30 protein-coding genes are annotated in these 26,455 nt (G+C 71.5%); 13 read left to right on the top strand and 17 right to left on the bottom strand.

Going from position 1 to position 26,455, the window contains the following annotated elements; genetic code table 11:
* Positions 1–413 precede the first annotated feature (413 nt).
* A complete protein-coding gene (locus tag IEZ27_RS44615; RefSeq protein WP_229824901.1) occupies positions 414–1,124 on the bottom strand; it encodes a UTRA domain-containing protein in 711 nt (236 codons plus the stop codon).
* Positions 1,125–1,370: 246 nt separating this feature from the next.
* On the opposite strand from IEZ27_RS44615, the gene IEZ27_RS44610 reads away from it, so the two are divergent.
* The 4 genes from IEZ27_RS44610 to IEZ27_RS44595 are packed head-to-tail and all read left to right on the top strand — an operon-like array spanning position 1,371 to position 3,593.
* Positions 1,371–1,715 (top strand): hypothetical protein, encoded by a 345-nt coding sequence (locus IEZ27_RS44610; protein WP_189652788.1) that lies wholly within the window; start codon positions 1,371–1,373, stop codon positions 1,713–1,715.
* Entirely contained in the window at positions 1,712–2,029 is a 318-nt protein-coding gene (locus IEZ27_RS44605; RefSeq protein ID WP_189652787.1) for a hypothetical protein, read from the top strand. The genes IEZ27_RS44610 and IEZ27_RS44605 overlap by 4 nt, the downstream gene beginning before the upstream one ends.
* Positions 2,030–2,074: 45 nt before the next feature.
* Positions 2,075–2,989, top strand: coding sequence for an ABC transporter permease (locus IEZ27_RS44600; protein ID WP_189652786.1), 915 nt, complete (start codon positions 2,075–2,077; stop codon positions 2,987–2,989).
* 52 nt (positions 2,990–3,041) lie between these two features.
* Positions 3,042–3,593 (top strand): GNAT family N-acetyltransferase, encoded by a 552-nt coding sequence (locus IEZ27_RS44595; protein WP_189652785.1) that lies wholly within the window; start codon positions 3,042–3,044, stop codon positions 3,591–3,593.
* Here the strand turns inward: IEZ27_RS44595 and metE are convergent.
* Entirely contained in the window at positions 3,584–5,728 is a 2,145-nt protein-coding gene (gene metE / locus IEZ27_RS44590; RefSeq protein WP_189652784.1) for a 5-methyltetrahydropteroyltriglutamate--homocysteine S-methyltransferase, read from the bottom strand. The genes IEZ27_RS44595 and metE overlap by 10 nt on opposite strands.
* Positions 5,729–5,810: 82 nt before the next feature.
* On the opposite strand from metE, the gene IEZ27_RS44585 reads away from it, so the two are divergent.
* Positions 5,811–6,650, top strand: a complete 840-nt coding sequence (locus tag IEZ27_RS44585; RefSeq protein WP_189652783.1) for a LysR family transcriptional regulator — start codon at positions 5,811–5,813, stop codon at positions 6,648–6,650.
* Between the two features lie 5 nt (positions 6,651–6,655).
* Here the strand turns inward: IEZ27_RS44585 and IEZ27_RS44580 are convergent, their stop codons facing one another.
* The gene (locus IEZ27_RS44580; RefSeq protein WP_125647138.1) at positions 6,656–7,336 is read right to left on the bottom strand and encodes a DNA alkylation repair protein; all 681 of its coding nucleotides are present in this window, start codon (positions 7,334–7,336) and stop codon (positions 6,656–6,658) included.
* Positions 7,333–8,004, bottom strand: a complete 672-nt coding sequence (locus IEZ27_RS44575) for a TetR/AcrR family transcriptional regulator (protein ID WP_125647135.1) — start codon at positions 8,002–8,004, stop codon at positions 7,333–7,335. Before IEZ27_RS44575 ends, IEZ27_RS44580 begins: the two co-directional genes overlap by 4 nt.
* A 97-nt stretch (positions 8,005–8,101) precedes the next feature.
* Here IEZ27_RS44575 and IEZ27_RS44570 point away from each other — a divergent pair, with 97 nt between their 5' ends.
* The 3 genes from IEZ27_RS44570 to IEZ27_RS44560 all read left to right on the top strand — a co-directional run bounded on the left by IEZ27_RS44570 (position 8,102) and on the right by IEZ27_RS44560 (position 11,542).
* A complete protein-coding gene (locus IEZ27_RS44570) occupies positions 8,102–9,256 on the top strand; it encodes an acetyl-CoA C-acetyltransferase (RefSeq protein ID WP_125647132.1) in 1,155 nt (384 codons plus the stop codon).
* Positions 9,257–9,393: 137 nt separating this feature from the next.
* Positions 9,394–10,872, top strand: coding sequence for a glycoside hydrolase family 3 protein (locus IEZ27_RS44565; RefSeq protein ID WP_189652782.1), 1,479 nt, complete (start codon positions 9,394–9,396; stop codon positions 10,870–10,872).
* Positions 10,873–10,876: 4 nt separating this feature from the next.
* Positions 10,877–11,542, top strand: a complete 666-nt coding sequence (locus IEZ27_RS44560) for a pentapeptide repeat-containing protein (RefSeq protein WP_189652781.1) — start codon at positions 10,877–10,879, stop codon at positions 11,540–11,542.
* Between the two features lies 1 nt (position 11,543).
* Here the strand turns inward: IEZ27_RS44560 and IEZ27_RS44555 are convergent, their stop codons facing one another.
* From IEZ27_RS44555 to IEZ27_RS44540, 4 genes are read right to left on the bottom strand one after another with little or no spacing between them, the layout of a single operon-like run.
* On the bottom strand, positions 11,544–12,566 hold the full coding sequence (locus tag IEZ27_RS44555) for an NAD(P)H-dependent flavin oxidoreductase (RefSeq protein WP_189652780.1): 1,023 nt from the start codon (positions 12,564–12,566) through the stop codon (positions 11,544–11,546).
* Positions 12,563–13,282, bottom strand: a complete 720-nt coding sequence (locus tag IEZ27_RS44550) for a CoA-transferase subunit beta (RefSeq protein ID WP_189652779.1) — start codon at positions 13,280–13,282, stop codon at positions 12,563–12,565. The genes IEZ27_RS44555 and IEZ27_RS44550 overlap by 4 nt, the downstream gene beginning before the upstream one ends.
* The gene (locus tag IEZ27_RS44545; RefSeq protein ID WP_189652778.1) at positions 13,269–14,045 is read right to left on the bottom strand and encodes a CoA transferase subunit A; all 777 of its coding nucleotides are present in this window, start codon (positions 14,043–14,045) and stop codon (positions 13,269–13,271) included. The genes IEZ27_RS44550 and IEZ27_RS44545 overlap by 14 nt, the downstream gene beginning before the upstream one ends.
* A complete protein-coding gene (locus tag IEZ27_RS44540; RefSeq protein WP_189652777.1) occupies positions 14,042–14,770 on the bottom strand; it encodes an enoyl-CoA hydratase family protein in 729 nt (242 codons plus the stop codon). The genes IEZ27_RS44545 and IEZ27_RS44540 overlap by 4 nt, the downstream gene beginning before the upstream one ends.
* 46 nt (positions 14,771–14,816) lie before the next feature.
* Between IEZ27_RS44540 and IEZ27_RS44535 the strand changes: the two genes are divergently transcribed.
* Complete coding sequence (locus tag IEZ27_RS44535; protein ID WP_189652776.1) at positions 14,817–15,545, top strand: SDR family oxidoreductase; 729 nt, start codon at positions 14,817–14,819, stop codon at positions 15,543–15,545.
* A 9-nt stretch (positions 15,546–15,554) separates the two neighbouring features.
* Positions 15,555–16,484 (top strand): SDR family oxidoreductase, encoded by a 930-nt coding sequence (locus IEZ27_RS44530; protein ID WP_189652775.1) that lies wholly within the window; start codon positions 15,555–15,557, stop codon positions 16,482–16,484.
* Positions 16,485–16,500: 16 nt separating this feature from the next.
* Here IEZ27_RS44530 and IEZ27_RS44525 read toward each other — a convergent pair whose 3' ends face one another.
* From IEZ27_RS44525 to IEZ27_RS44515, 3 genes are read right to left on the bottom strand one after another with little or no spacing between them, the layout of a single operon-like run.
* Entirely contained in the window at positions 16,501–17,565 is a 1,065-nt protein-coding gene (locus tag IEZ27_RS44525) for a hypothetical protein (protein WP_189652774.1), read from the bottom strand.
* Complete coding sequence (locus IEZ27_RS44520) at positions 17,562–18,068, bottom strand: SigE family RNA polymerase sigma factor (protein ID WP_308427352.1); 507 nt, start codon at positions 18,066–18,068, stop codon at positions 17,562–17,564. Before IEZ27_RS44520 ends, IEZ27_RS44525 begins: the two co-directional genes overlap by 4 nt.
* A 28-nt stretch (positions 18,069–18,096) precedes the next feature.
* Positions 18,097–18,753 carry an NIPSNAP family protein gene (locus IEZ27_RS44515; protein ID WP_189652773.1) on the bottom strand — a complete coding sequence of 219 codons (657 nt, stop codon included), beginning with the start codon at positions 18,751–18,753 and terminating at the stop codon, positions 18,097–18,099.
* 217 nt (positions 18,754–18,970) lie between these two features.
* Between IEZ27_RS44515 and IEZ27_RS44510 the strand changes: the two genes are divergently transcribed.
* The 3 genes from IEZ27_RS44510 (at position 18,971) to IEZ27_RS44500 (ending at position 20,424) form a co-directional block, all read left to right on the top strand.
* The gene (locus IEZ27_RS44510) at positions 18,971–19,228 is read left to right on the top strand and encodes a hypothetical protein (RefSeq protein WP_125647097.1); all 258 of its coding nucleotides are present in this window, start codon (positions 18,971–18,973) and stop codon (positions 19,226–19,228) included.
* A gap of 31 nt (positions 19,229–19,259) precedes the next feature.
* Positions 19,260–19,517, top strand: a complete 258-nt coding sequence (locus tag IEZ27_RS44505) for a hypothetical protein (RefSeq protein ID WP_189652772.1) — start codon at positions 19,260–19,262, stop codon at positions 19,515–19,517.
* Between the two features lie 109 nt (positions 19,518–19,626).
* Positions 19,627–20,424: an ATP-grasp domain-containing protein gene (locus tag IEZ27_RS44500; protein WP_229824900.1), complete on the top strand. Its 798-nt coding sequence runs from the start codon at positions 19,627–19,629 to the stop codon at positions 20,422–20,424.
* On the opposite strand, the gene IEZ27_RS44495 is transcribed toward IEZ27_RS44500, so the two are convergent.
* From IEZ27_RS44495 to IEZ27_RS44470, 6 genes are all read right to left on the bottom strand, one after another.
* The gene (locus IEZ27_RS44495; protein WP_229824899.1) at positions 20,425–21,171 is read right to left on the bottom strand and encodes an SDR family oxidoreductase; all 747 of its coding nucleotides are present in this window, start codon (positions 21,169–21,171) and stop codon (positions 20,425–20,427) included.
* A 34-nt stretch (positions 21,172–21,205) separates the two neighbouring features.
* Entirely contained in the window at positions 21,206–22,411 is a 1,206-nt protein-coding gene (locus IEZ27_RS44490; protein ID WP_229824898.1) for an ATP-grasp domain-containing protein, read from the bottom strand.
* Between the two features lie 28 nt (positions 22,412–22,439).
* Positions 22,440–23,735: a DUF2252 domain-containing protein gene (locus IEZ27_RS44485; protein ID WP_189652769.1), complete on the bottom strand. Its 1,296-nt coding sequence runs from the start codon at positions 23,733–23,735 to the stop codon at positions 22,440–22,442.
* A gap of 63 nt (positions 23,736–23,798) precedes the next feature.
* Positions 23,799–24,572, bottom strand: coding sequence for an SDR family oxidoreductase (locus IEZ27_RS44480; protein WP_189652768.1), 774 nt, complete (start codon positions 24,570–24,572; stop codon positions 23,799–23,801).
* Between the two features lie 11 nt (positions 24,573–24,583).
* Entirely contained in the window at positions 24,584–25,705 is a 1,122-nt protein-coding gene (locus IEZ27_RS44475) for an acyl-CoA dehydrogenase family protein (RefSeq protein WP_189652767.1), read from the bottom strand.
* Positions 25,692–26,306, bottom strand: coding sequence for a flavin reductase family protein (locus IEZ27_RS44470; RefSeq protein ID WP_189652766.1), 615 nt, complete (start codon positions 26,304–26,306; stop codon positions 25,692–25,694). Before IEZ27_RS44470 ends, IEZ27_RS44475 begins: the two co-directional genes overlap by 14 nt.
* Between the last annotated feature and the right edge of the window lie 149 nt (positions 26,307–26,455).

Raw genomic sequence — 26,455 nt, 5'->3', positions numbered from 1 at the left:
TGGGGGCGCCTCACGCCTCGGGGGCTCAGGCGGTTCTTCTTGAGGCGCCTTGCGGCGCAACCCCCGCGCCTCCCGGCGCCATGGCGCGGTGCCCGCCCGCTCGCCGGCGACGGGTCATCGGCTGCCCGGCTGGTGTCCTGTCCTGGGCCACGTACAACGGTGGTGGTTCTCGAGGCCGGATGCCAGATGTCTCTGGTCGACGGCGCCAATCTTGCTCCCCGGGCGAACCACAGCCGGATCGGATCGTGCTACCGGCGCTTGGGCTGGAGAGCCGTCCTGCCTTGGCTCTGCCAGAGCCAAGGCATGACCGAGGCGATGGTGAAACCAGCCAGGTAGGCCGAATCCGGCACACCGTCCGGGGTTGCGGTCCTCGCTGTCGCCGGGAGTCCACAGCCGTCCGGCGCGATGGTCGCTCAGAACTCGTCGTATCCCGAGACCTGGCCGATGGGGAAGATGTGCCGATTCGCGGCGCAGATCGTCTCAAGGACATGAATCGGTGTGTCCTCGGTCGAGTAGCTGGCGCGCAACACCTGGACCACCCACTCACCCGGCTCAAGCTCCAACGTCTCACGCTCGAAGGCGGTCGGTTGCCGGGCGGCCAGGTTCTCCTCGGCGTGGCCGAACGTGTAACCCAGGGCGGTCAACGCCGACTGCAACGACGGCTTCACGAACTCCGGCTCGGCGATCCTGGTGTCGCCGAACAGATCCGCTCGGAAGTAGCTCGTCGCGATACGCACCGGTACGTCGTTCGCGCTCATCACCTTGCGCCGGGCCACGATCTCGACCCCAGGTTCGACACGCAGGCACGCCGCCACATGCTCACTGGCGGGCTCCAGCCCGACGTACAACATCCGGCGATCGGCCTTGAGGCCCTGCCGTTCCGCTTCGGCCAGGAAGAGCGATTTCGAGCCCCGAACCGCCGGTTCGGTCGGCAACGCACGCTGCACCAGCACCCGAGGGGCGGACGAGGCGGGCCCCTCCGGCGCACGAGCCGTTGGCCCCTTCCGCATCTGTGAGATGCGACCCGGTGAGACGCCCAGCCGCCCGGCGATCTCCTCCAGGCTCATGCCGGACTCCCGCGCCTCGGCGATGGCCTGCCGCCGCATCTTGGCCGCCTCGGTCACCAGCCCCTGTTCCTCGGTCATGAGTCGGCTGAGGACGCGGGCTCGTTCCACAGGATCACTGACCTGCGCGACTTCTCTCAGCGTCTTCAAGTCCATTCGTGTGCCGCCTCCTCAGCGACCGACATTCGGCGCACTTTAGCCCCCCTAAAGTGGGGCCTGGAGTAGCCCCCTGCCTACGGGACACATGGTGGTGCAACACCACCCGACGGCAGGGGGCTGAGCATCGAGAGCTTTGGGGCGTCAACGATGCAGGACAAGGTTATCGCCGTACCTGGCAACGGCAAGGAAACCCGACCCGGACCGTCCGCGGAGCTCCTGCGCACGGTCCTCCGAGAGGAACACGGCGTCCAGGCGGACACCCACATCGGGTACGGCCTCGCCCTGGTGGCGGTGTGGGCCGGGCTGGTGATCTGGTGCGACGGCGAGTGGTACCGGTGGCGAGCGGGCTGGGACGACCGGCGCAAGCGGGTGTTGTACGCCCGCGATCCCGCCGTCGAGCCGTCACGGGCCGCGCGGCGGATCGCCTTGCGCTACGCGGAGCTGCGCGGATCGTACGAGCGTTCCGCGCCGACAGTGGGAGCGCGGTCATGAACCTGACCGTGCAGCAATTGCTCGGCAGGTTCCCCGGGTGGCAGATCACCGACATGGCCGGTGGCTGGGTCGCGATCCGCGCCATCCTCGTACCCAGTGACAGCGGGCTCTCCAATGTCCGCTGCGGGGCGACGCCGGCGGAACTGGCCGGGAACCTCCAGGCCGAGAGCGGGCTCCAGAGGTCGCATTCATCCGAGATGAACCGCTGCTCCGGGGAGAGCCGACCGCCCGGCCCGGCCGCACGCCCTTCGGTCATGGCGGCGCGTCTGCGCGGACGTGCGGAGGGAGCGCCGTTTCGCGGGGTCGGAACCTAGACTCTCTCCCAGTCCCCCGACGCGGCAGGCCGTGAGGAGACGCCGATGTCATCTGCGCCTGAGCAGGACTCGCTTGCCGCTCTCGCGAGCCGTCATGGGCTGCGGCGATCCATGGTCCGGCCGGACATGCACGTCTACCTCCGCCGATTATGGGAACGCCGCCACTTCATCCTGGTCTACGCGACCTCCCGCACCGCCTCGAAATACTCCGCCTCCGCGCTCGGGCAACTCTGGCAGGTGCTGACGCCGCTGCTGAACGCCGGCATCTACTGGGTCATGTTCGGCCTCGTCCTGGGCGGACACGACCATATCGAGAACTATCCGGCGTTCCTCGTCACGGGCATGTTCGTCTTCACCTTCAGCCAGCGGTCGGCCTCCGCGGGGGCCAAGTCCGTCTCGGGGAACCTCTCGCTCATCCGCGCCCTGCATTTCCCCCGCGCCGCGCTGCCCTTGGCGTACACCCTCCAGGAACTGCGGCAGGCGGCCGTCTCCATGGGTGTGCTGCTCGTCCTGGTGGTCGTCATGGGGGAGTTCCCCACCTGGTTCTGGCTGATGATCCCGGTCGCCCTGCTCCTGCAGACGATGTTCAACACCGGTCTGAGCCTGGTCCTGGCGCGCGTGGGTGCCTCGCTGCGCGACGTGAACCAGCTCCTGCCGTTCGTCCTGCGGACCTGGTTGTACGCCTCCGGGGTCTTCTTCTCCATCCAGTACAAGATCGTGGGCTATCCGGACCCGGCCACCGGCAAGCCTGTCGGAGGGGTCGGGCTGCCCCAGTGGGTGGCGGACGTCATGTATCTCAATCCCGCCGCCTCCACCATCGAGTTCATGCGCGACATCCTGATCCACGCCTACAACCCGCGTCCTGTCGTATGGCTGAGCTGCGCGTTCTGGGCGCTCGCCGGACTGCTCCTCGGGCTCTGGTACTTCTGGCGGGCCGAGGCCAGATACGGACGCGGGTGAGGCCGGGAAAAGGGTTCGCGGGGGAGGGGTGGGGTCTGGTTTGCTCCACGGCATGACGTCTGTGTGGGTGGGCGAGCGTGTACGCCTGAGAGCCATCGAACCGGAGGACTGGGAGGCGTTCCTCGGTTTCGAGGAGGACTCCGACGCGGTCAGGAACGGCTGGCGGCTGCACCCGCCCCGCTCGGCCGCCGAGGCGAAGAAGTGGGCCACCGAGCTGGCCGAGCAGGAGTCCGACATGGACCAGGTGCGTCTCGTGGTCGCCGCCGCGGACGACGGCCGGCCGGTCGGCATGATCAACACCCACGACGTGGAACGTATGCACGGCACGTTCGCCTACGGCATCTCCATCGGCACGCCCCACCACCGCAAGGGCTACGCCGGCGAGGCGATCGTCCTGCTGCTGCGGTACATGTTCGCCGAGCGCCGCTTCCAGAAGGCCGAGGCGTGGGTCTACAGCTCCAACGAGCCGTCGCTGGCCCTGCACCGGCGGCTGGGCTTCGTCGAGGAAGGCCGCCGGCGCAGGAGCCGCTTCGCCGCCGGCCGTTACGACGACGAGGTCCTGTTCGGCATGACGGTCGAGGAGTTCACCGCGCTCTACGCCTGAAGCTCGGCCCGCAGCCGCCGGGTGGCCTCGACGACGTGCGCGAGCGAGGACTCCACCTGCTCGTACGTACGCGTCTTGAGCCCGCAGTCGGGGTTGACCCAGACCCGTTCGGCAGGCAGCGCCTCCAGCGTCCTGCGCAGCAGGTCCTCGACCTCGTCGGCGCCCGGGACACGGGGGGAGTGGATGTCGTACACGCCGGGTCCGAGGCCGCGGCCGAACGCGCTCACCGCGCCCAGGATGCGCGCCCCCGAGCGGGCCGACTCGATCGTGGTGACGTCGGCGTCCAGGCCGTCGATGGCGGCCAGGATCTGGTCGGCGTCCGAATAGCACAGGTGGGTGTGGATCTGGGTCCGGTCGGCCGCCCCCGAGGTGGCCCGGCGGTAGGCCGCCACCGCCCACTCCAGGTAGTCGGCCTGCGCGGCCCGCCGCAGCGGCAGCAGCTCGCGCAGCGCGGGCTCGTCCACCTGGATGATCGACAGTCCGGCGGCCTCCAGGTCGCGCACCTCCTCGCGTACCGCGTCCGCGACCTGGAACACGACGTCGCGCAGCGGCAGGTCGTCGCGGACGAACGACCAGGCCACGATCGTCACCGGCCCGGTGAGCATGCCCTTGACCGGCTTGTCCGTGAGCGACTGCGCGTAGGAGGCCCAGCGCACGGTGATGGGCCCGGGACGGCTGACGTCGCCGTGCAGGATCGGCGGGCGGGTGCAGCGCGACCCGTACGACTGCACCCAGCCGTTCCTGGTGACCGCGAACCCGTCGAGGTGCTCGGCGAAGTACTGCACCATGTCGTTGCGCTCGGGCTCGCCGTGCACGAGCACGTCCAGGCCGAGGCGTTCCTGCACCCTGACGACCCGTTCGATCTCGGCCTCGACGCGCCGCTCGTAGTCGTCCTCGGACAGCGTGCCGTTCGCCACGGCGGCCCGCGCCGCGCGCAGCTCGCCGGTCTGCGGGAACGAGCCGATGGTGGTGATCGGCAGCGGGGGCAGGCCCAGGTGCGCGGCCTGGGCGGCGGCCCGCACGGCGTACGGGGCACGTTCCTCCGGCGCCGCCGGCGAGGTCAGCGGCACCGAGGGCGCGGCGGGGACCGGGCCCTGGAAGTCCGACCGGGCCAGCGCGACCACCTCGGCCACCTTCTGCTCGGCGAACGCCAGCCGCGCCCGCAGCCCGGGGTCGAGGTCGGGCTCGGCGTCCACGTCGTAGGGCACGTGCAGCAGTGAGCACGACGTGCTCACCGTCACCCGGCCGGCGCGTACGGCGCCCAGGGCGGCCAGGGCGCGCTCCGGCGCGGTGCGCCACACGTCGCGGCCCGACACCACACCCGCGACCACGGTCTTGCCCGGCAGGTCGGGCACGCCGCCGCCGCGTACGAGGTCCACGCCGATCGCCTCCACGGGCGTGGCGGCCAGCACCGGCAGCGCCGGGCCGAGGTCTCCGAAGTAGGAGGCCACGAACAGCCCGGGACGCGCGGTCACCGACCCGAGCCGGTCGTAGGCGCCGCGGACGGCCTCCAGCTCCTCCGGCGTACGGTCGCCGACCAGCGCCGGCTCGTCGAGCTGCACCCACGCGACGCCCTCGGCGGCCAGCGCCGCGAGCAGCTCCTCGTAGCAGCCGAGCACGTCGTCCAGCCGCTCGGGCGCCCCGGCCAGCAGCAGGAACGTCACCGGCCCGACCACGACGGGCCGCGTCTCGTAGCCCAGGGCGCGGGCCTCGCGCACCTCGGCGAGCGGCTTGGAGGCGTCCAGCTTGAACACGGTCTCCGGGCCGATCTCCGGCACGATGTAGTGGTAGTTGGTGTCGAACCACTTCGTCATCCGCAGCGGCGCCAGGCCGTCGGTGCCCCTGGCCATCGCGAAGTAGGGGTCCTCGGCCGCCCGGTAGCGCTCCGGCACCGCGCCCAGCAGCACGGCCGTGTCCAGCACGTGGTCGTACAGGGAGAAGGTGTTGGACGGCAGCCCTTCGAGGCCCAGCTCGGCCAGCCGGCGCCAGGTCCGCTCCCTGATCTCCGCGCCCGCCCGCTCCAGCTCCGCCCGGCCGGAGCGCCCGTCCCAGTACGACTCCAGCGCCCGCTTGAGCTCCCGGCGCGGCCCGATCCTCGGGTACCCGAGCACCGTGGACGTGGGGAATGGCGACATCTCAGCTCCTCGATCACGTCGGTCAGATGCCGGAATCCTGTCCAGCGCGGCCGACGTCGTGCATCATCGATAAGTGCTGCTTATGCTCAAAGAGATCCACTGCTTCGTCAGGGTCGCCGAACGGCTCGGCTTCTCGGCCGCCGCCGCCGACCTGGGCATGTCGCAGCCCGCCGTCAGCCAGGCCATCACCAGGCTCGAACGTGCCACCGGGGTCAGGCTCTTCGAGCGCAGCGCCCGCGAGGTACGGCTCACGGCCGAGGGCAAGGGCCTGCTCCCGTACGCCCGGCAGGCGCTCGAATCGGCGCAGGCGTTCACCGCCGAGGCCGCCAGACTGGCCCGCCCTACTATTCACCTGGCTTATCCACCACTGGTGGGCACGCTCGCCGCGCGCATCGCGAGAAGGCTGGCGGGACGCGCTCCGGCCATCGGCGTGGAACTGGTGGTGGCCGGCCGGAGCGCCGCGGCGCAGGCGCTGGACGGCGGCGAGGTCTCGGCCGCGATCCTGGCCACCCCGGCGCCCGCGCGGTTCGTCACGGCGGCCCGCTTCCACGTCACCGTCGACCATCTGGCCGTGCCGCTCGGGCACCGGCTGGCCGGGCGCGGCCGGGTCACGGCGGACGATCTGGGCGGCCAGGTGGTGCTGACGCCGGGCGGCCGGGCCTGGGTGGGGCTGCCGGGGCGCGCGCGGATGGTCGCCGACGACGACTTCTCCGCCGCGCTCGACCTGGTCGCCGCCGGGGCCGGGCTGCTGCCGATCCCGCAGCTCCTGGTCCGGGCCGTCCGGCGGGAGGACGTCCGGTTCGTGCCGCTGGAGGCGGGGGAGCTGCGCATCACGTACGCGCTGGCCTGGGCGCGGGAACGGGTGACGCCGGAGCTGATGGCCCTGGTGCAGGCCGTGCAGGACGCGCTGTGGACGAGATGAGGACGCTAGCCGACGGGCAGGTTCTTCAGCGCCTCGCGGCGGCTCAGGCCCGAGATGCCCTTGGCGCGTACGTAACGCACTACCTCGTCCGGGTTGGTCTTGGCGTATTCGCGTAAGGCCCAGCCGATGGCCTTGCGGGCGAAGAAGTCGTTGTCGGACAGGCTCGGCTCGATGCAGGCGTAGAGCAGGGCGGTGTCCGTACGGGACTTGAAGCGGTTCTGGCACAGGATGGCCGTGCGGCGCTTCCACAGGTCGGCGTCGGCCGCCCATTCCAGCATCAGCGGGCGCATGGAGTCGGGGTAGGCGGTCAGCAGGCCGCCCACGCGGTGGGTGGCCAGCTCGTCGACCAGGTCCCACCACGCGCCCGTGACGACCATCTCCTCGTACATCGGCACGGTGTAGAGGGTCTGGAAGTCGCGGTAGAAGTGATATCCGGACAGCTCGACGGCGGCGTAACGCTCCTCGCGGTATTCGGCCTCGCGCCACAGCGAGAGCACCGCGCGCCGCCACTCGGGCGCGGAGTCGATGCGGTGGCCGGCGAACACCCGCCGGAGCGCGGCCCGCCGCGGCACCGCCTGCACGCCGAGGAAGGGCATCTCCGACTTCATGTACGCGCGCATCGGCTCGGCCTTGTCCGGCTCGGCCGCCTCCTGCAGTGCCAGCCGCACCGCCTTGCCGAGGCTCATCCCTGGCGCTGGGTCGTGCGCTCACCGGTGGCGAGCCCGTCGAACAGCACGGTGATGTAGTGCTCGGCCAGGGCGGAGGTGTTGAGCCTGCCCCCGGGACGGAACCAGCGCACCGCCACCCAGATGGTGTCGCGGATCATCCGGTAGGTCAGCTTGGGGTCGACGTCGGCCCGGAACAGCCCGGCGGCCTGGCCCGCCTTGATCTGGGCCACCCAGATCTGCTCGACCTCGTCCTCGGCCTTGACGAGGTAGTTGAAGCGCTCGAACTGGCGCAGGTAGTTCCAGTCGTTCTGCATGACGGTGATCGCGGCGCGGTGGGGCTCCAGCGTGCCGAAGCCGATGCGGACCATCTCCGACAACACCGTGCGGGCGTCGGAGTTGTTGTCGACGGCGGCGCGGTAGCGGGCGATGAGGTCGTCGAGGAAGGTGGACAGCACCTCGTCGACGATCGTCTCCTTGGAGTCGAAGTGGTGGTAGAGACTTCCGGAGAGAATGCCCGCCTCGTCGGCGATCTCGCGTACGGTCGTGGCCTGGAAACCCTTGCGCGCGAAGAGCTCCGCGGCGAGTTTGACGAGGTGGTCGCGTCGCTCTGACGCCGCCCCCGAGGAGGTGGCGCGCTGGCGCTTCGCCGGTGAGGTGGCGGTGCCGGAGTTCTTTCGCGTGGTCACGTTTCCATTATGAGCCATCGGACAATCGCTTGTTCACGCAACCGGCCCAGCTCATTGCGGCGTTACGAGGCGACCAAGCGCTTGCTACGATGCGAGAATGAATGAGGCGTACATCGTCGGCGCCGTCCGCACCCCGGTCGGGCGCAGGAACGGCGGACTGTCCGGGGCCCATCCCGCCGATCTCGGCGCCCACGTGCTGCGTGAGCTGATGGATCGCACGGGCGCCGACCCCTCCGCCGTGGAGGACGTGATCTTCGGCTGCGTGGACACGATCGGGCCGCAGGCCGGTGACGTCGCGCGTACCTGCTGGCTGGCCGCCGGGCTGCCCGAGGAGGTGCCGGGCGTCACGGTCGACCGCCAGTGCGGCTCCTCGCAGCAGGCCCTGCACTTCGCCGCCCAGGCCGTGTTGTCGGGCACCGGTGACCTGGTGGTCGCGGGCGGCGTGCAGAACATGAGCATGATCCCGATCTCCTCGGCCATGCTGGCGGGCCGGCCGCTCGGGCACGAGAACCCGTTCGCCGGGTCGAAGGGCTGGGCCGCGCGGTACGGCACCGCGGAGGTCTCCCAGTTCGCCGGCGCCGAGCAGATGGCGGCGGCCTGGGACCTGTCACGCGAGGACATGGAACGTTATGCCTACGAGTCGCACCGCCGCGCCCTGCGGGCCGTGGACGCCGGGCACTTCCGGCGCGAGATCGTCCCGTACGAGGGCGTCGCCGACGACGAGACGCCGCGCCGGGACACCACGCCGGAGAAAATGGCCGCGCTCCGGCCGCTGACCGAGGGGGGCAGGCTCACGGCGGCGCTGGCGTCCCAGATCTCCGACGGCGCGGCGGCGCTGCTGGTCGCCTCGCCCAGGGCCGTACGCGACCACGGCCTGACCCCGCGCGCCCGCGTGCACCACCTGTCGGTGCGCGGCGCGGACCCGATCATGATGCTCTCCGCGCCCATCCCCGCCACGGCCCACGCCCTGGGCAGGACCGGCATGGCCATCGACGACTTCGACGCGATCGAGATCAACGAGGCGTTCGCGCCGGTCGTACTGGCCTGGATCAAGGAGACCGGCGCCGACCCCGCCCGGGTGAACCCCAACGGCGGCGCGATCGCGCTCGGCCACCCGCTCGGCGCGACCGGCGCGGTCCTGACCGTGAAGCTGCTGCACGAACTGGAGCGCACCGGCGGCCGGTACGGCCTGCAGACCATGTGCGAGGGCGGCGGGCAGGCGAACGTCACCGTCATCGAGCGCCTCGGCTGACCGGCCCGGCCGCGGGCTTTCACGGAATGGCGGGGAAGGTCGTCCGGAGTGGCGATGGAGTTAATCCCGGAAGAAAGCGGGCTGACATCAGAAAATGCCTCTAGCAAATAGGAAACTTTCCTATTAGATTTCGGGTCATGCCCATGAGCGGTGACCTTCTTCGCCTCGCCGACGCAGTGTTACTCCCAGGTTTCGTCGGACGGACGCCTCCGGACTGGATACGCCGCCGACTAGGCGAGGGACTGGCGGGCGTGGTGCTGTTCTCCCGCAACATCGCCGACCCCGCCCAGGTGGCCCGGCTCACCGCCGCGCTGCGCGCGGAGAACCCCGCGGTGCTGGTCGGCACCGACGAGGAGTCCGGCGAGGTCACCCGGCTGGAGGTGAGCACCGGCAGCAGCCGACCCGGCGGGTACGCGCTCGGCGTCGTGGACGACGTCGGCCTGACCGAGGCCCTGGCCAGGGACCTGGGTGGCGAGCTGGCCAGTGCGGGCATCACCATCGACTTCGCCCCTTCGGCCGACGTGAACTCCAACCCGGACAACCCGGTCATCGGCCTGCGGGCCTTCGGCGCGGACCCGGCGTTGGTGGCCCGGCACACCAGGGCGTTCGTCCGCGGCCTGCAGTCGGCCGGGGTGGCCGCCTGCGCCAAGCACTTCCCCGGTCACGGGGACACCATCGTCGACTCCCATCACGGCGTGCCCGTGGTGGCCGACGCGGGCATCGAGGAGGCGCTCTTCCCCTTCAGGGAGGCGATCAAGGAGGGGGTCCGGTCGATCATGACCGGCCACCTGCTCGTGCCCTCCTACGACGCCGAGCTGCCCGCCACGCTCAGCCCGAAGGTCCTCACGGGCCTGCTGCGCGAGGAACTGGGCTTCCAGGGAATGATCATCACGGACGGCATCGAAATGGCCGCGGTGTCGGGGGCGTACGGGATCGGGGGCGCCTCCGCCCGCGCCATAGCCGCGGGGGCCGACGCGATCTGCGTGGGCGGCGAGCGGGCCGACGAGGCCACCGCCGTCGAGGTACGCGACGCCATCGCCGCCGCCGTGACCGAAGGACTGCTGCCCGAGGAGAGACTGGCCGACGCCGCACGCCGGGTCCGCGAGCTGGCCGCCTGGACCACCTCCTCGGGCAGCCCCGTACCGGAGGACGGCTACATCGGGCTCGCCGCCGCCCGCCGGGCCGTACGTGTCACCCGCAGGTCGACGGCGTCGGTGTTGCCGCTGACCGGGGCGGCGCACGTGGTCGAGCTGGCCCCCGAGATGAACCTGGCCATCGACAAGGGCACCCCGTGGGGCGTCGGCGAACCGCTCGGCCGGCTGCTGCCCGGCACCGCCGTCACCAGGCTCGTGGCCGGGGAGACGACCGGGGCCCGGCTGGAGCGGCTGATCGGCGAGGCGGCCAAGCGGCCACTGGTGATCGTGGTCCGCGACGCCCACCGCTACGACTGGCAGGGCGAGGCGCTGCGGCACCTGCTCAGCGCCCGTCCGGACGCCGTCGTGGTGGAGATGGGCCTGCCCGCCCGCTCCGACCTCGGCGCCGTGCACATCGCCACGTACGGGTCGGCGCGGGTCTGCGGCCAGGCCGCGGCGGAGGTGCTCACCGGTACGCTGTGACACCGTGACCCTCGACGGCGAAGACCTCTCCCACAGCCGCCCCGTCCTCCAGGGCGACGAGCCGCACGTCTTCCGCGGCTGCGACCTGACCGAGGCCGACCTGTCCGGAGCCGCGCTGGCCGGCGCCCTGTTCGAGTCCTGTGTGCTCGACGGCGCCGACTTCCGCAAGGCCGACCTGGACGGCGCGGTCTTCAAGGGCGGCGGCGGCATGCGCCCGAGGTTCAACGACGCCGACCTGATCGACGTGACGTTCACCGACGTCGACCTGTCCTCGGCCCAGTTCGGCGGCGCGCTGCTGACCGACGTCTCCTTCAGCGGCTGCCGCATGATCGGCGCCGCGCTGACGGCCTCGCGCGGCACCGGCTTCAAGGTGGCGCGCTGCAACCTGACGCTGGCCAACCTCGGCGGTTGCTCCCTGCGCGGCGAGTTCATCGAGGGCGTGCGCTTCGACGACGCCGACCTGTCGGGCTGCGACTTCACCGAGGCCACCTTCAGCGACTGCCGGCTCATCGGCACGCGGCTGCTCAACACCACGTTCACCAAGGCCGACCTGCGTGGCGCCGACCTCGGGCAGCCCGACGACGCCAAGCTGCGCGCGTTCGCCGGCGCGGTCATCAACCAGGCCCAGGCCAGTGCCATCCTCGCCGCCCGGGGCATCACCGTCCTGTGAGTCAGGTCAGGCGCTTGAGCACGTCCTCGGCCTCGGCCAGCACCCGGTCGATCAGCTCCGCGCACGAGGGCAGGTCGCCGATCACGCCCACGGCCTGACCGGCGGCCATCACCCCGAGGTCCGGCCGCCCGTCCACCATCGCCGCCCTGAGCAGCACCGGCGTATTGGCCGCCTGGAGCACCTGCGCCCAGGTCAGCTCCCGGCCGCGCCGCATCCGGCGTCCCTCGCGGACCATCGCGCCCCACGACAGGCCGGACAGCCGTTTGAACCGGGCGCCGTTCAGCACCGCGCGCAGCAGCCGCGACCGTTCGAGCGAGGCCACGAACGGCGTGCTGAGCACGCGGTGCGGCACGCCGTCCACCCTGGTCGTCACGACCGTCTCGCGGGCCGCCAGGTAGACGTCCTTGACCTGGCCGGGCACCGGGGAGTCGCGGGTCAGCAGGAAGCGGGTGCCCATGGCGATCCCGCACGCGCCGTAGGCCAGCGCGGCCACCAGCCCACGCCCGTCGAAGAAGCCGCCCGCCGCGATCACCGGGATGTCCACCGCGTCCACCACCTGCGGCAACAGCAGGGTGGTGGCCAGCGGGCCGGTGTGCCCGCCGCCCTCGCCGCCCTGCACGATCACCGCGTCCACACCCCACGCGGCCACCTTCTCGGCGTGCCGGCGCGCCCCCACCGACGGTACGGTCACCACCCCCGCGTCCTTGAGCCGGCCGATCAGCTCCCGCCGCGGCGCCTGGGCGAACGACGCCACCCGCACACCCTCCCTGATCAGCACCTCCACCCGCTCGGCCGCGTCGTCGGCGTCCGAACGGATGTTGACCCCGAACGGCGCCTGCGTGCGCTCCTTGACCCGCCTGACGGCCGCCGTCATCTCGGGCACCGACATGGTGGCCGCCCCGATCACGCCCAGCCCGCCCGCCGCCGAGACGGCCGCGGCCAGCCGGGCGCCCGCGACGTACCCCATGCCCGTCTGGACGATCGGATGGCGGCAGCCGATGAGCTCGGTCAGGGCGGTCCTCACGCGGCCACCTCGCGCTCGCGCGCGCGACCCGGATCGAGGCGGTCCAGTACGGCCAGCTCCCCGGCGTCCGGCTCCCGCGTCGTGGGCACGTCCGGCGGGATGACGAGGTCGAATCCGGTGGCCGCGACCACGTCGGCCACGCTCACGCCAGGATGCGTGGACACCAGGCGCATCGAGCCGTCGGCGGTGGCGAAGTCGAGCACCGCCAGGTTCGTCACCACCCGCCGCAACTCGTACGCGCCGCGGTCGGTGCCGAGCCCGCTCACCATGTCCACCTCGGGCACGAACACCCGCCGCGAGTGCCGCGGGATCCAGTAGCTCGTGGGGTCGCACCGCGTGTTCCCCGGCGCGCCGCGCACCCCGAGAAGCTGCGCCTTGGGCCGCGCCCAGTCGCCGATGCAGGAGATGTTGCTGTTGCCGTGCCGGTCGATCTGGCTGGCCCCCAGCATGACGTGCCGGCGGCCGTTCAGCACCAGCCACAGGTGCTCGCGGAACGGCAGCCAGCCCTCCACCACCCCGGGCGCGGCCCCCAGCGCGGGTACGTCGCCGGTGAGCAGGCAGACGCCGTCGTGGGTGAGCAGATCGGGCTCGAACGTCAGCCGCGCCAGCCGCGCGGCCAGCACCGTGACCGCGCCGCCGATCCCGGCCGCCAGGATCTCCCCGTCCCCCCTGAACGCCTCCGCACACGCCAGCACACAAACATCAGCCCTGCTCATCGAGGCCGCCCTCCGCGTAGCGCCGTTGCCGTTCCTCGTCGCGCCCGTAGTCCGGCTCGCACGAGGTGAACCCCGCCCCGCCGGGCGCCTCGACCACGCCGGCCACCATCGACCTGCTGATCAGCAGCGACTGCACCGGCCCCTCCTTGAGCAGGCCAGCGGTGTCCACCAGCCGCTCGCACGACACGTAGCAGCGCCCGGCCGCCTTGGCGTACAGGTCGTCGAAGTACGGGTCGGGGCCCAGGTACTGGGCGTTCCCGCGGGCGTCGGCCCGGTTCAGGTGCACCAGCGCCACGTCCATGGTCAGGGCGGGCACCGCGACCAGCTCCTCCCCGTCCCCGTACGGCGAGCGCACCGTACGCAGGTCCGGGTTGACCCGCAGCACGCCGGACCCGAGCCCCGCCCGCGTCGGCAGGAACGGCAGCCGGTGCGCCGCCGCCAGCAGCCCGAACATGAACATGCCCTCGTCGTACTCGGCGAACTCGATCCCGCCCGCCTGCCGGGCCGCCCGGAAGTGCGGTTCGAGGGGGATGGAGTCGAGCGTCACGAACGGCGCCACGACCTTGCGCACCTTCCCCGCCGCGCACAACATGCCGACGTCCGGGCCGCCGTAGGAGACGATCGTCAGATCGCGTACGGGTGACCGCAGCAGGCCGCCCACCAGGGCCATGGGCTTGCGCCGCGAGCCCCAGCCGCCGATCCCGACCGTCATCCCGCTCTCCACCGAGGCCGCGACCTCCTCGACGGACATCACCTTGCTCATCGGAACCGCTCCCTGTGCTCGTCGCCCATGCCCATGAGGTTCAGCTCGAAGGTGAAGCCCTGCTCGAAGCGGTAACTGCGCCTGACGTCCACGGGGTCGATGCCGTTCAGCGACTCCTTGGCGCGGCGGATCACGTACGGGTCCTTGGCCGCGATCTGCCCGGCCACCTCCATCGCCGCCTCCCGCAGCTTGTCGCGCGGCACCACCTCCAGCACCGACCCGAACGCGTGCAGCTCGGCCGCCGTGACGTTCCTGCACGTGTAGACCATCGCCCGCATGAGGTGCTGGGGCACCAGCCGGGCCAGGTGCGTGGCCGCGCCCAACGCCCCGCGGTCCACCTCGGGCAGCCCGAAGTAGGCGTCCTCGCTGGCCACCACCACGTCCGCGTTGCCCGCCAGGCCGACCCCGCCGCCCAGGCAGTGGCCGTGCACCGCGGCGATCACCGGCACCTCGCACTCGTAGACGGCGGCGAACGCCTCGAAACACTGCCGGTTCGCCCCGACCAGCGCCGTGTGCCCGGGGTCGGCCCGCATCTCCTTGATGTCGACGCCGGCGTTGAACCCGCGTCCCTCGGCGCGCAGCACCACCACCCTGGTCGCGGGGTCGCGCCCGGCCGCCCGTACCGCCGCCGCCAGCTCCGCCCAGCCCCGTACGGTCAACGCGTTCACCGGCGGCACGTCCACCACGACCTCGGCGACCGGCCCGTCCCGCAGTGTGATCCCCATCGCGCTCCCTGGTCGCACCTAACGCTTGCTTGGTACGGTAGCACCCGTGACGGTCTCTTACGACTACGCGGGCAGGTCCGTGCTGGTGACGGGCGGAACCCAGGGCATCGGCGCGGGCATCGCCGGGGCCTTCCGCGCCGCCGGCGCGGAGGTGACGGTCTGCGCCAGGACGGACCCGGGCCCGCTGGACGGCCTGCGCTTCGTCCAGGCCGACGTGCGTGTGCCGGCGGACGTCGAACGGCTGGTGGCCGGGTTCGACCGGCTCGACGTGGTGGTCAACAACGCCGGGGGTTCACCGCCCGCCCCCGTCTCGGGCACCTCGCCGCGCCTGCACGCCCGCGTCATCGAGCTGAACCTGACCGCCCCCTTGCTGGTGTCCCAGGCCGCCCATCCGCTGCTGGCCGCCGCCCGGGGCGCGATCGTGATGATCGGCAGCGTCAGCGGGGCCCGTCCCTCGCCGGGCACGTCCGCGTACGGCGCCGCCAAGGCGGGCCTGCACCACCTGGCCCGCTGCCTGGCCGCCGAGTGGGCCCCCGAGGTCAGAGTCAACTCGGTCGTCGTCGGCCTGGCCGGCACCACGGCGGCCGAGCGGTACACCGGCCACGGGCGGGCGGACGCGACCATCCCCGCCGGCCGCCCCGCGACCCCCGCCGACGTGGCCGCGGCCTGCCTGTGGCTGGCCGCCCCCGGCTACGTGACCGGCGCCGAGGTACGGGTGGACGGCGGCGGCGAGATCCCCGCCTGGCAATTCCTAGCTTCCGACGATATTTCCTGATATCTGTTCATGATCCCCTTGGGAGGTCTCGTGGGTATTTGCACTGGCCGCGTGGTGATCGTGACGGGCGCCGGACGCGGCATCGGCAGACAGCACGCCCTGGAGTTCGCCAGACAGGGCGCCCGCGTGGTGGTGAACGACCTCGGCACCTCCCGCGACGGCGGCGGCGCGTCCCCCGGCCCCGCCCAGGAGGTCGTCGCGGAGATCGAGGCGCTCGGCGGACAGGCGGTGGCCAACTGCGACGACGTGTCCGACTGGGCGGGCGCCGCCCGGCTGGTCAAGACCGCCGTCAGCGCGTACGGCCGGCTGGACACGCTGGTGAACAACGCCGGCTTCCTGCGCGACCGCATGCTGGTCTCGATGACCGAGCAGGACTGGGACGACGTGATCCGCGTCCACCTCAAGGGCCACTTCCTGCCGCTGCGGCACGCGGCGGCCCACTGGCGGGAGCGGTCGAAGGCAGGCGAGGAGGTGTCGGGCCGGGTGATCAACACCTCGTCGGGCGCCGGCCTGCTCGGCAGCGTCGGCCAGGCCGGCTACTCGGCGGCCAAGTCCGGGATCGCCGCGCTCACCCAGGTCGCCGCCGCCGAGCTGGCCCGCTACGGCGTCACGGTCAACGCCATCGCCCCGGCCGCCCGCACCCGGATGACCGAGGAGGTGTTCGCCGCGACCATGGCCAGGCCGGAGTCCGGCTTCGACCCCATGGACCCGGCGAACATCGCCCCCCTCGTCGTCTGGCTCGGCTCGGCGCACTCCGGGCACGTGACGGGCCGGGTGTTCGAGGTCGAGGGCGGCACGATCTCCCTGGCCACCGGCTGGCGCCACGGCCCCGGCGTGGACCGCGGCGCCCGCTGGTCCCCGGAGGAGGTGGGCGCGGCGGTCGCCGGGCTCCTGGAGGCCGCGCCCGCCCCCGGGCCCGTCTACGGCGCGGCCCCCTGACCCGCTCCCCGGCGCGCTAGCGGACCAGGCCGGGGACGGAGAACCGCCCGTCGTCCCTGAGCGTGAACAGCTCCCTGGCCCGCGACGAGACCACGTCCACGGCGTACACCACGGCGTCCTGGCGGGCGTCGCCGGAAACGGTCAGCATCGTCACCTCCCGCGCTGACAACCAGCCGCCGAGCTTGGCCGGCAGCAGCCCGGCGGCCAGCCCCGACGGCTTGATCCGGCGCTCGACGTCCCCCAGGACGTCGAAGACGACGAGCGTGCCGTCGTGCCGCACCATGGGCGTACGGTCGCGGTCGAGGGTCGCGCTCACCCGGGCCATCGTGTGCCCGTCCGGGGCCAGGGCGCTGAAGTCGTAGGTGGACGGCGTGACCGTGACGGGGTCGTGGCCGAGCACCCGTACCGAGGTGGTGTCGTCCGACGACTTGGCCATCACGACGGGGCCGGTCCCGTCCGACACGCTCACCGGCCACCACCCCTTGGGCAGGTCGGTCGCCGTGCCGCGCTTGAGGTCCACCAGCTTGTTCGACGTCCGGCCCGACACGGCGAAGCGCAGGCCGCCGGGTGCGAGCCGCAGCGCGAACTCGCTGTCGAACTCCCGTTCCTGCTGCTTGAGCGGCGACGTCCACACCTGGCCGCCGGCCAGGTCGCGGACGACGACCGCGTGCCGTCCCGGGCTGTAGTAGGCGATCCTGCGCCCGTCGGGCGTCGCCTCGACGGGCCCGTCCCGCGGCCCGTCGGCCAGCTCGTACGTGGCCCCGTCCCGGGTCACCAGCCGCCAGGCGCACGTGGGGCCGGTGTCCCGGCAGATCGTCCGGTAGAACTGCTCGACCGGCGCGACGCCCTTCGCGGGCAGCGGGAGCACGGTGGTCTCCGGCGGGGGGAGCACGAGCGCGGGAGCCCGTTCCTGCCAGAGGAGCGTCGCGCCGCCGCCCGCGATCACGCAGACCGCCGCCGCGGCCGCCACCGCCAGCCGGGTCGCCCGCCTGCGCCGGGCGCCGCGGACGGCCCGCGCCCCAAGGTCGACGTCGGGCGCCTGCTCCGCCAGCGCGCGCAGGTCCTCGCTCAGCGACTTCATCGGTACACCTCCACAGGGGTGAGCGCGCGCAGCTTGGACAGCGCGTAGTGCGTCTGGCTCTTGACCGTGCCGAGCGAGACGCCCATGAGCCGCGCGGTCTCGTGCTCGGTGCGGTCCTCGTAGAAGCGCAGCACGATCACCGCCCGCTGCTTGGGCGTGAGCCGGGCCAGCGCGCCGAGCAGGGCCAGGCGGCGTACGGTGGCCTCGTCGTGGGCGTGCCCGCCGGTCTCCGGCAGTTCGGCGGCGGGCAGCTCGGGCCGCCGGCGCCTGCGCCAGGAGATGGTCTGGTTGACCAGGGCCCGGCGGGCGTACGCCTCGGGGTTGCCGCCCTTGGCGAGCTTGCCCCAGTGCGCGGCGACACGGGTCAGGACCGTCTGCAACAGGTCCTCGGCGAGATGGGGGTCCCCGGTGAGCAGGTACGCGGTCCGCATCAGCGACTGCTGGCGGCTCCGGACGAACTCATGGAACCCCTCGTAGCGGTCCATGTAGAGAATCAACTCCACGGCGGCCCCGGAGGTTGGAAAGAACGCCTCAGCGCATCGACGACCGGGCGGTGGGACGCAGGCGGAGGCGTACCGGCGGGGCGGTGAGCCGGGCCTCCAGCAGGGACAGGTCCACCTCGCGCTCGTCCTCGGGCCGGGCGAAACGGGTGAACCACACGAACACCGTCTTACCCGTGCGTACGGGCAGGCGGGGGAAGGTGTTCTCGGCGTGCTCGCTCTTCAGCCAGCCGACCGGCGGCGCCCCGGCCTCGGCCAGCGCCGGTGCGACCTGCCGGGCGAAGAATCCGGCGAAGCCGTCCTCGACGTGGCAGATCGTCGCGACATACAGGGCGGCGGGGGGTTCGGCGGCGCCGACGGGCGGCCGGTCCCAGGAGGGGAGTGGCGGCCCGGCCGCCGGGCGCAGCAGGAGCACGTCGTCGGAGTCGATCATCGTGGCGTTGGCGGCGTCGCGGTGGGCCCGCCAGACCGGGCCGTCGTAGAAGGACTCCAGTGCCGTACGCCGGGTCTCCATGTCCGGGAAGGACCGCAGCCAGGTGAAGGTGTCGGGTGCGCCGGGGTCGCGGAAGGTGCCGGCGACCCGCATTCCGGCCGCCTCCTGCGGCTCGACGAACTCGCGCTCGAACAGCGTGATCAGCGTGTCCCGCCGTCCGGGGTGAAGGGTGTACCGCCGCAGCTCGTAGATCATGCCCGGACCCTAGGGCCGGGTCGCTGCCATCTCATGTCAGCGTATGGCTCGAACAATGTTCTGATCACTCTTCGCTACCGATAGGCAACGCAGAGTTATATAGTCGCATTGACCTTGGTCCCAATGGGTCACAGAAGGTCAAAAAGGGGGCGGCGGCGTGCCCAGGGCCCTGGCTCCCGCCGTCCCGAAGGGCTTCCTCACCGGTGAAGGAGCAGAAGTGATCAAAAAGCTGTGCGCCGCAGGTGCCGTGCTGGCAGCGGTCGCCGGCGCCGCACTCATGGCCGTTCCCGCTCACGCTGACACCTGGCTCGACAACTGGAGCAGCAACAGCGACTCGTCCCAGGCCGGAAACAACTTCGGCGACGTCACTTCGGCCATTCGGAGTGGCTGGGACTCGGCCAACGTCAACAACACCAACGGCATCGCGACCACCGCCACCGACGGCGGCATAGCGGTGACCTACATCTTCTACTGACGCCCGTACAGCTCCAAGGAAGGGACATCGAATGATGAAGAAGCTCTGCGTGACCACCGGCGCCGTCGCCGCCGCGGCCGCTCTCACGCTGCTGTCCGCCCCCGCCTACGCCGACACCAACGCGGGCAACTCCAGCTCCAACCACGACACCTCCCAGTCGGGCAACAACTTCGGCAACGTCGTGAACGTCAACGTGAGCGGCAGCGACACCACGAGCGTCAACAACGTCAACGGCAACGCCGTGACCGCCACCGACGGCAGCGACGCCTACACCAGCGTCGACTCCTAGCCGGACCCGGGGGCGCCCTCCGGCGCGGAGAGGGCGCCCCCGTTCGGGCCTGGTCGGAAAGGCGTAACTCGCCCCGTATTAACATCCCTGCGTGGCTAAATGTGCATATGTGACGTTTGACGACGCGACCGGCCAGGACGACGAGCGTGACCTCGCGCTCTCCCACTGGCAGGCGAACGGCATCGAGGGCCGCGCCGTCCGCTGGGACGACCCCGCGGCCGACTGGAGCGCCTACGACGCCGTGGTCGTGCGATCGGTGTGGGACTACATCGACCGGCGCGAGGAGTTCCTGACCTGGGCGCGCGGCGTGGAGTCCGTCACCCGGCTGCTCAACCCGGTCGCCGTCCTCGAGAGCAACACCGACAAGACCTACCTCAGGGACCTGGGCGTGCCGACCGTGCCGACACACTGGTCCGCCCACGACCTGCCCGACTGGCCGGAATACGTCGTCAAGCCCGCGATCTCCGCCGGGGCCCGCGACACGACCAGGACCACCGACCGCGACAAGGCCGCGGAGCTGGCCGCCGCGCTCCAGGCCGCGGGACGGCAGCCGATGGTGCAGCCCTACCTCGACATGGTGGAGTCGGAGGGCGAGACCTCCCTGCTGTACTTCAACCGCCGCTTCAGCCACGCCGTCCGGCGCCATCCGATGCTCGCGCCGGGCGCGACCTTCGACCACAACGCGCGGGCCGAGCTCCGCACCCCGGCCCCGGACCAGGTCGACCTGGCCGAGAAGGTGCTCGCAGCCATTCCCCACGCCCTTCTCTACGCCAGGATCGACCTGGTCCGGCTGTCCGACGGCACGCCGGTGGTCATCGAGCTGGAACTGACCGAGCCGTACCTGTTCCTGCGTTACGCGCCGGACGCCGCGGCGAACCTGGCCAGGGCCCTGACCGAGCTGGTCTGATCAGCAGGAGATCCCGCCGTCCACCGGGATGACCGTGCCCGTCAGGTACGCCCCCGCCCGCGAGGCCAGGAAGATGGCCGCGCCCGCCATGTCGTCGGGCCGGCCGATCCGGCCGAGGGGCACGTTCGAGGCGATGGCCGCGCGGGTGGCGGGGTCGTCCAGGGCGAACGCCATCATCTTCGACTCGAACGGGCCGGGGGCGATGGCGTTGACCGTGATGTGCTCCTTGGCCAGTTGCCTGGCCAGATGCCGGGTCAGCATGTGCACCGCGGCCTTGGTGGAGGAGTAGGCATAGCTCTCCAGGGCGGGCACCCTGATGCCGTCGATCGAGCCGACGTTGATCACCCGGGCCGGGTCGTCGGCGCCGGCCGCCTCCCGCAGGTGCGGCAGGAACTTCTGGGTCAGGTAGAACACGCCCTTGACGTTGATGTCCCAGAGCTTGTCGAAGGCGTGCTCCGGATACTCCTCCAGGGGCGCGCCCCAGGTCGCCCCGGCGTTGTTGACCAGCACGTGCAGCGGGCCGCCGACGGCCGAGACCAGCGTGTCGACCCCCTCCCGCGTGGACAGGTCGGCCTGCACGGCCGAGCACCCGAGCTCGGCGGCGGTCTTCTCGACCTCCGCCGTCTTGCGCGCCGAGATGACGACGGTCGCGCCCGCCTCCACGAACCCGGCGGCGATCATGCGGCCGATGCCGCGCGAACCTCCGGTGACGACGACCGTCTTGCCTTCCACCGAGAACAGAGTCATGGTCCGGAAGCATGCCATACCGACTGGTCGGTTACTAGCAGTTCTGGTCCTTCACCCACAGCCGCAGCAGCCCGCGGAAGTGCTCGGTGAACCGCTCGCGCTCGGCGGCCGGGTACGTCGCCGCCACCGTCCCCACCAGCAGCCGGTCGAAGTCCGGCCCGGCGACCCACTCCTGGACGACCTCGTCGATGTGTCCCAGGTGGGTGCGGCAGAACTCCTCGTACCGGTCGACCTCGAAGTACCGGTCGGCCAGCTTGCGGTACTGGGCCAGCCGCTCGCCGTAGTCGCCGGTGACGGCGAAGTAGTCGTGCGTCTCCAGGTCTATGCGCGGACGGCGGCGGGTGGCCACGCAGAACACGCTCCACTTCACCAGTGCCTTGATCGCCCAGGGGAAGTAGTAGTGCAGGCTGGTCAGCGCCACGTCGGGGCAGGCGTTGGCGTAGTCGATCGGGTGCACGTCCGTGCCCTTGACCAGGGTCTCGCAGGAGTTGAACTCCCAGCGGAAGAACGCGTTCACCAGCCGTCCGACGGTGACGACCTCCTCGCCCACGGACGGCGAGAGGAACTCGTGGTCCACGGCGTACCGGTCGTGCATCGGCTCGTCGGGGCGGAAGCGCATGACCATGGTCTCCGCGCCGATCGACAACGACCTGGCGAAGGCGTCGTACCCCTCGACGGACTGCTGGAGATGCATGAGCATCTCGCCGCTCTGGTCGTAGGCGCGGTGCAGCTCGTCGCGGTCGCGCACCCGGGAGACACCCCGCCAGGCCCCACCGTCGTACGGCTTCATGAACAACGGGTAGCCGATGCCCTCGGCGACCGCGTCGAGGTCGAAGGCCCGGTTGTAACGCTCGGAGGTGTAGGCGTAACGGGCGTTGTCCACCGGGTTCTTGTACGGCACCAGCACCGTCTCCGGCACCTTCAGGCCCAGCCGCATCATCGCGCAGTAGGCCGCGTGCTTCTCCATGGACTGGAACGTGAACGGGCTGTTCAGCAGGTAGACGTCGTCCATCATGGCGATCTTCTTGAGCCACTCGCGAGGGTGGTAGTACCAGTACGCCAGCCGGTCGATCACCAGCTCGTGGCGTGGCCCGGCGCGCAGGTCGAACGGCTCGATCGTGATGCGCTCGACGTCGAACCCGCCCACCCCCTTGATCGGCCCCAACCGGCGTAACACGGTCTCGAACGCCGCCGGCCAGTCCTCCTCGGTCCCCAGCAGCAGCCCAATGAGATGACGCACGATGCTCCTCCGCGGCCGCCGCGAGGGCTCACACGCCGGGCAGGCGACCGTTCCTGAACAGGTCGACGAACCGTTGATGGTCTTCCCGAGCCTGTGCCCCATAACGGTGGGCGAAATCCACCAACATGCCAATGAATCCGGCCTGGTCGCCGTCGATGACCGCGACGATGGCCTCCTCCGTCGAGAAGTCCACCAGGTCGTGGCTGGACTCGTCGTCGGCCACGGAGTGCATGCGCGCCACCGCCCGCCCGAGGTCGCGCACGATGGACCGCAGCTCGTCGGGCTCGTTGACGTCGTCCCAGGCGAGGTCGGCCGAGTACGGCGACACCTCGGCCACGAGCTGGCCCACCCCGCCGAGCGTCGTGTAGCCGAGCCAGGGATCGGCGTACGCCTGGAGCGCCCGCTGCGACTCCGCCGTGCGGTGGCCCTGGTGCAGGAAGTAGGAGGCCGCCTTCTCGTTGGCGACGTAGCGGGCCACGGCCGGCGCCTGGGCCTGCTTCATGTAGAGGATGACGTCGTTCTCCAGCGCCTGCGAACGCCCCTCCAGCAGCAGGTTGTACGACGGCAGCCCAGCCGACCCGATCCCCACGCCCTTGCGCAGCGCCACGTCCTTGACCACGTGCTCGACCGGGTTGGACGGCGTGGGCAGCGTCCCCAGGTAGTCCTCGAACGCGGCGAGCACGGCCTGCCTGGTCGCCGCGTCGACCTCCTCGCGCCCGTCCATCATGGCGAAGCGCCGCTCGTAGTCGTCGATCACGGTCTCCACGTCGAGCATCGCCACGCGCGTGCTGAGCCGCGCCGTCTGCAGCACCCGGTGCAGCACGCCCCCGGTGGTGTCCAGGGTGAGTGAGCCGATGGCGTCGTCGCCGCCGGTCGCGATGCCGTGCAGCTCGGCCAGGTACGCCCGCGCGAACTCGCCCACCAGCACGCCGATCGTCTCGTCCGACAGCGCCTTGGCGTAGCCGATCAGCGCCACGCTGGCGGCGAAACGCTTGAGGTCCCAGACGTAGGGGCCGACGTAGGCCTCGTCGAAGTCGTTGACGTTGAAGACCAGCACCCCGGAGGCGTTCATGTAGGTGCCGAAGTTCTCCGCGTGCAGGTCGCCGTGGATCCACACCCGGCCGGTGGGCTCGTCGAGGTAGGACTCGTCGGCGAAGTCGCCCGTGAGGTCGGCGTAGAACAGGCTGGCGCTGCCCCGGTAGAAGGCGAAGGGGGAGGCCGCCATCTTGCGGAACTTGCGCCGGAAGGCGGCGGGATCCCGCTTGATCGACTCGCCGAACTCGGTGATCAGGACGTCGAGCAGGAAGGAGGAGCGTGTGCCCATACGCGGACCGTAGCGCCCCGCCGACCCGCTCGCCTACCCCGAACTTCCCCTGACAGGGCCAGGTCAGGGATGTTGCGAGGAGACCGACACGGTTTCCCCCGTCATGTACGAAGAGTAGTCACTCGCCAGGAAGACGATCACGTTGGCCACCTCCCACGGCTCGGCCGACCGCCCGAACGCCTCCTTGGCGGCCAGCTCCGCGAGCAGCTCCTCGCTCGTCACCTTCGCCAGGAACGGATGCACGGCGAGTGACGGCGCGACCGCGTTGACCCGTACGCCGTGCTCGGCGACCTCCAGCGCGACGCACCTCGTCAACGCCATCACCCCGGCCTTGGCCGCCGCGTAGTGCGCCTGCCCGCGCTGGGCCCGCCAGCCGACCACCGAGGCGTTGTTCACGATCACGCCGGAGCCCTGGCCGATCATGTGCCGGACCGCGGCCCTGGTGCAGCGCATGGTGCCGTTGAGGGTGACGTCGAGGACCGCGTGCCACTGCTCGTCGGTCATCTCGGCCAGCGGGGCCGTACCGCCGAGGCCGGCGTTGTTGACCACCACGTCGAGCCGGCCGTGCGCCTCGACCACCGCGTCGAACAGGGCCAGCACCTGCGGCTCCGACGTCACGTCGCACGGCACCGCCAGCGGCTTGACGCCGGTCAGCTCCGTCAGGGCGTCGGCCGCTTCGGCCAGGCGGCGCTCGTGCCGGTCGGACAGGACGATCGTCGCCCCCTCCTCGGCGCAGCGCCTGGCCGTGGCGTAGCCGATGCCCGCGCCCGCCGCGGCGGTCACCAGCGTGACCTTGCCGTCGAGCAGACCGTGCGACCTCGGATAGGGCGGTGCCATCCGTGCTCCAATCAGCGGGGAAGTCCCAGAGTGCGCTCGGCGATGATGTTCCGCTGGATCTCACTGGACCCGGCATAGATCGTGTCCGCCCGGCTGAACAAATACAAGCGCTGCAGGTCGTTCAGGCCGCCGTCCGCCACCAGGCCGGCCTTTCCCTGCACCTCCTGGGCCAGCTCGCCGAGCCGCCGGTGCCACTCCGACCAGTAGAGCTTGGCGATCGACACCTCCGGGCCCGGGTCCGGGCGCAACATCCGCAGGGCGTTCAGCCGCATGATCTCCAGCTCCAGCCACGACCGCACGAGCCGGTCGCGCAGGACGGGATCCTGCGCCGCCCCGGTGCGCCGGGCGGTCGCGATCACCTCGGCCAGCTCCCGCCGGAACCCGATCTGCTGGCCGAGCGTGGAGGCGCCGCGCTCGTGGCCCAGCGTGGCCATGGCCACCCGCCAGCCGTCGCCGGGCGCCCCGAGCAGGGCGCCGGCGGCCGTGCGCGCGCCGTCGAAGAACACCTCGTTGAACTCGGAGGTGCCGGTGAGCTGCCGGATCGGACGTACGGTGACGCCCGGCTGCCGCATGGGCACCAGCAGGTACGACAGCCCGCGATGCCGCTGCGAGCCCTCCTCGGTACGGCACAGGACGAAACACCAGTCGGCGAGGTGAGCCAGCGACGTCCACACCTTCTGCCCGGTGATCACCCATTCGCCGCCCTCCAGCCGCGCCCTGGTCTGGACGTTCGCCAGGTCGGAACCGGCCTCGGGCTCGGAGTAGCCCTGGCACCACAGTTCCTCGCCGCGCTGGATCGGGGGGAGGAAACGCTCCTTCTGCTCGTCGGTGCCGAACTCCAGGATGGTCGGGCCGATCAGGCCCTCGCCGATGAGGCCGACCCTGGCCGGGGCGGCGGCCCTGGCGTACTCCTCGTAGAAGGCGACCTGGTCGTCGAGGGAGGCGGCGCGGCCGCCGTACCGTTCGGGCCAGCTCAGGCAGGTCCAGCCCGCCTTGCCGAGGTGGCGTTCCCAGGCCACGCGCAGGTCGTGCCCCTCGTGCTCCCTGCCGGGGCCGCCGAGGCCGCGGGCCCGCGCGTACGCGCCGGACAGGTTCTCCTCCAGCCAGGCGCGGGCCTGCTCACGCAGGCTCAACAAAGCCCCCGTAGCCGCCCTGGAAGAACACCAGCGGGCCGCCGTCGGCGTGCGTGTCGAGCTGCAGCACCCGGGCCACGATGATCACGTGGTCGCCCGCCGGGTGCTCGGCCTCGACCACGCAGTCGAGCCAGGCCAGCGCGCCTTCGAGCACCGGGTTGCCGCCGGGGGAGCCGGTCCAGCTCAGCCCGGCGAACTTGTCGCCGCCCTTGGCCGCCATCTGCGCGCAGACCGATCGCTGGTGCTCGGCCAGCACGTTCACCGTGACGACCTTCGCGCCGCGCACCCGGGGCCAGCTCGTGCTGGTGTGGGCGACGCAGAAGGCCACCAGCGGGGGGTCGAGCGAGACCGAGGTGAAGGAGTTGGCCGCCAGGCCGCAGGGCTGGTCGTTCGCCGGGTCGAGGGCGGTGATCGCCACGACGCCGGTCGCGAACCTGCCGAGGACCTGGCGGAACCGGCGGCTGTCGAGGTGGCCGTTCCCGCTGGGCTGTGAGGGGCCGGTCGGCATGGTGGCTCCGTTGCGAGTCCTGCTGCGCTGAAGGGGCGTCGGAAGGCCGCGACAGCCGTCCGGCGCGATGAGCCGGGCAGCGTGTGTGCTCATGGGGTCCGCCTCCTCGTCACCGACTGCGCCCATCATACCAAGCGCTTGCTTGGACAGTAGGTCCATTCCGAAAACCGTGTCAACCCGTACGTCGTGAGGGGTATCGCCGCGCGACGGCCCGGGGCGGGTTCGTACGGCGATTGACTTGG

This window comes from Nonomuraea spiralis (genome assembly GCF_014648435.1).
Lineage (GTDB): Bacteria > Actinomycetota > Actinomycetes > Streptosporangiales > Streptosporangiaceae > Nonomuraea > Nonomuraea spiralis.
This window is presented reverse-complemented; position numbering and strand designations above follow the sequence as displayed.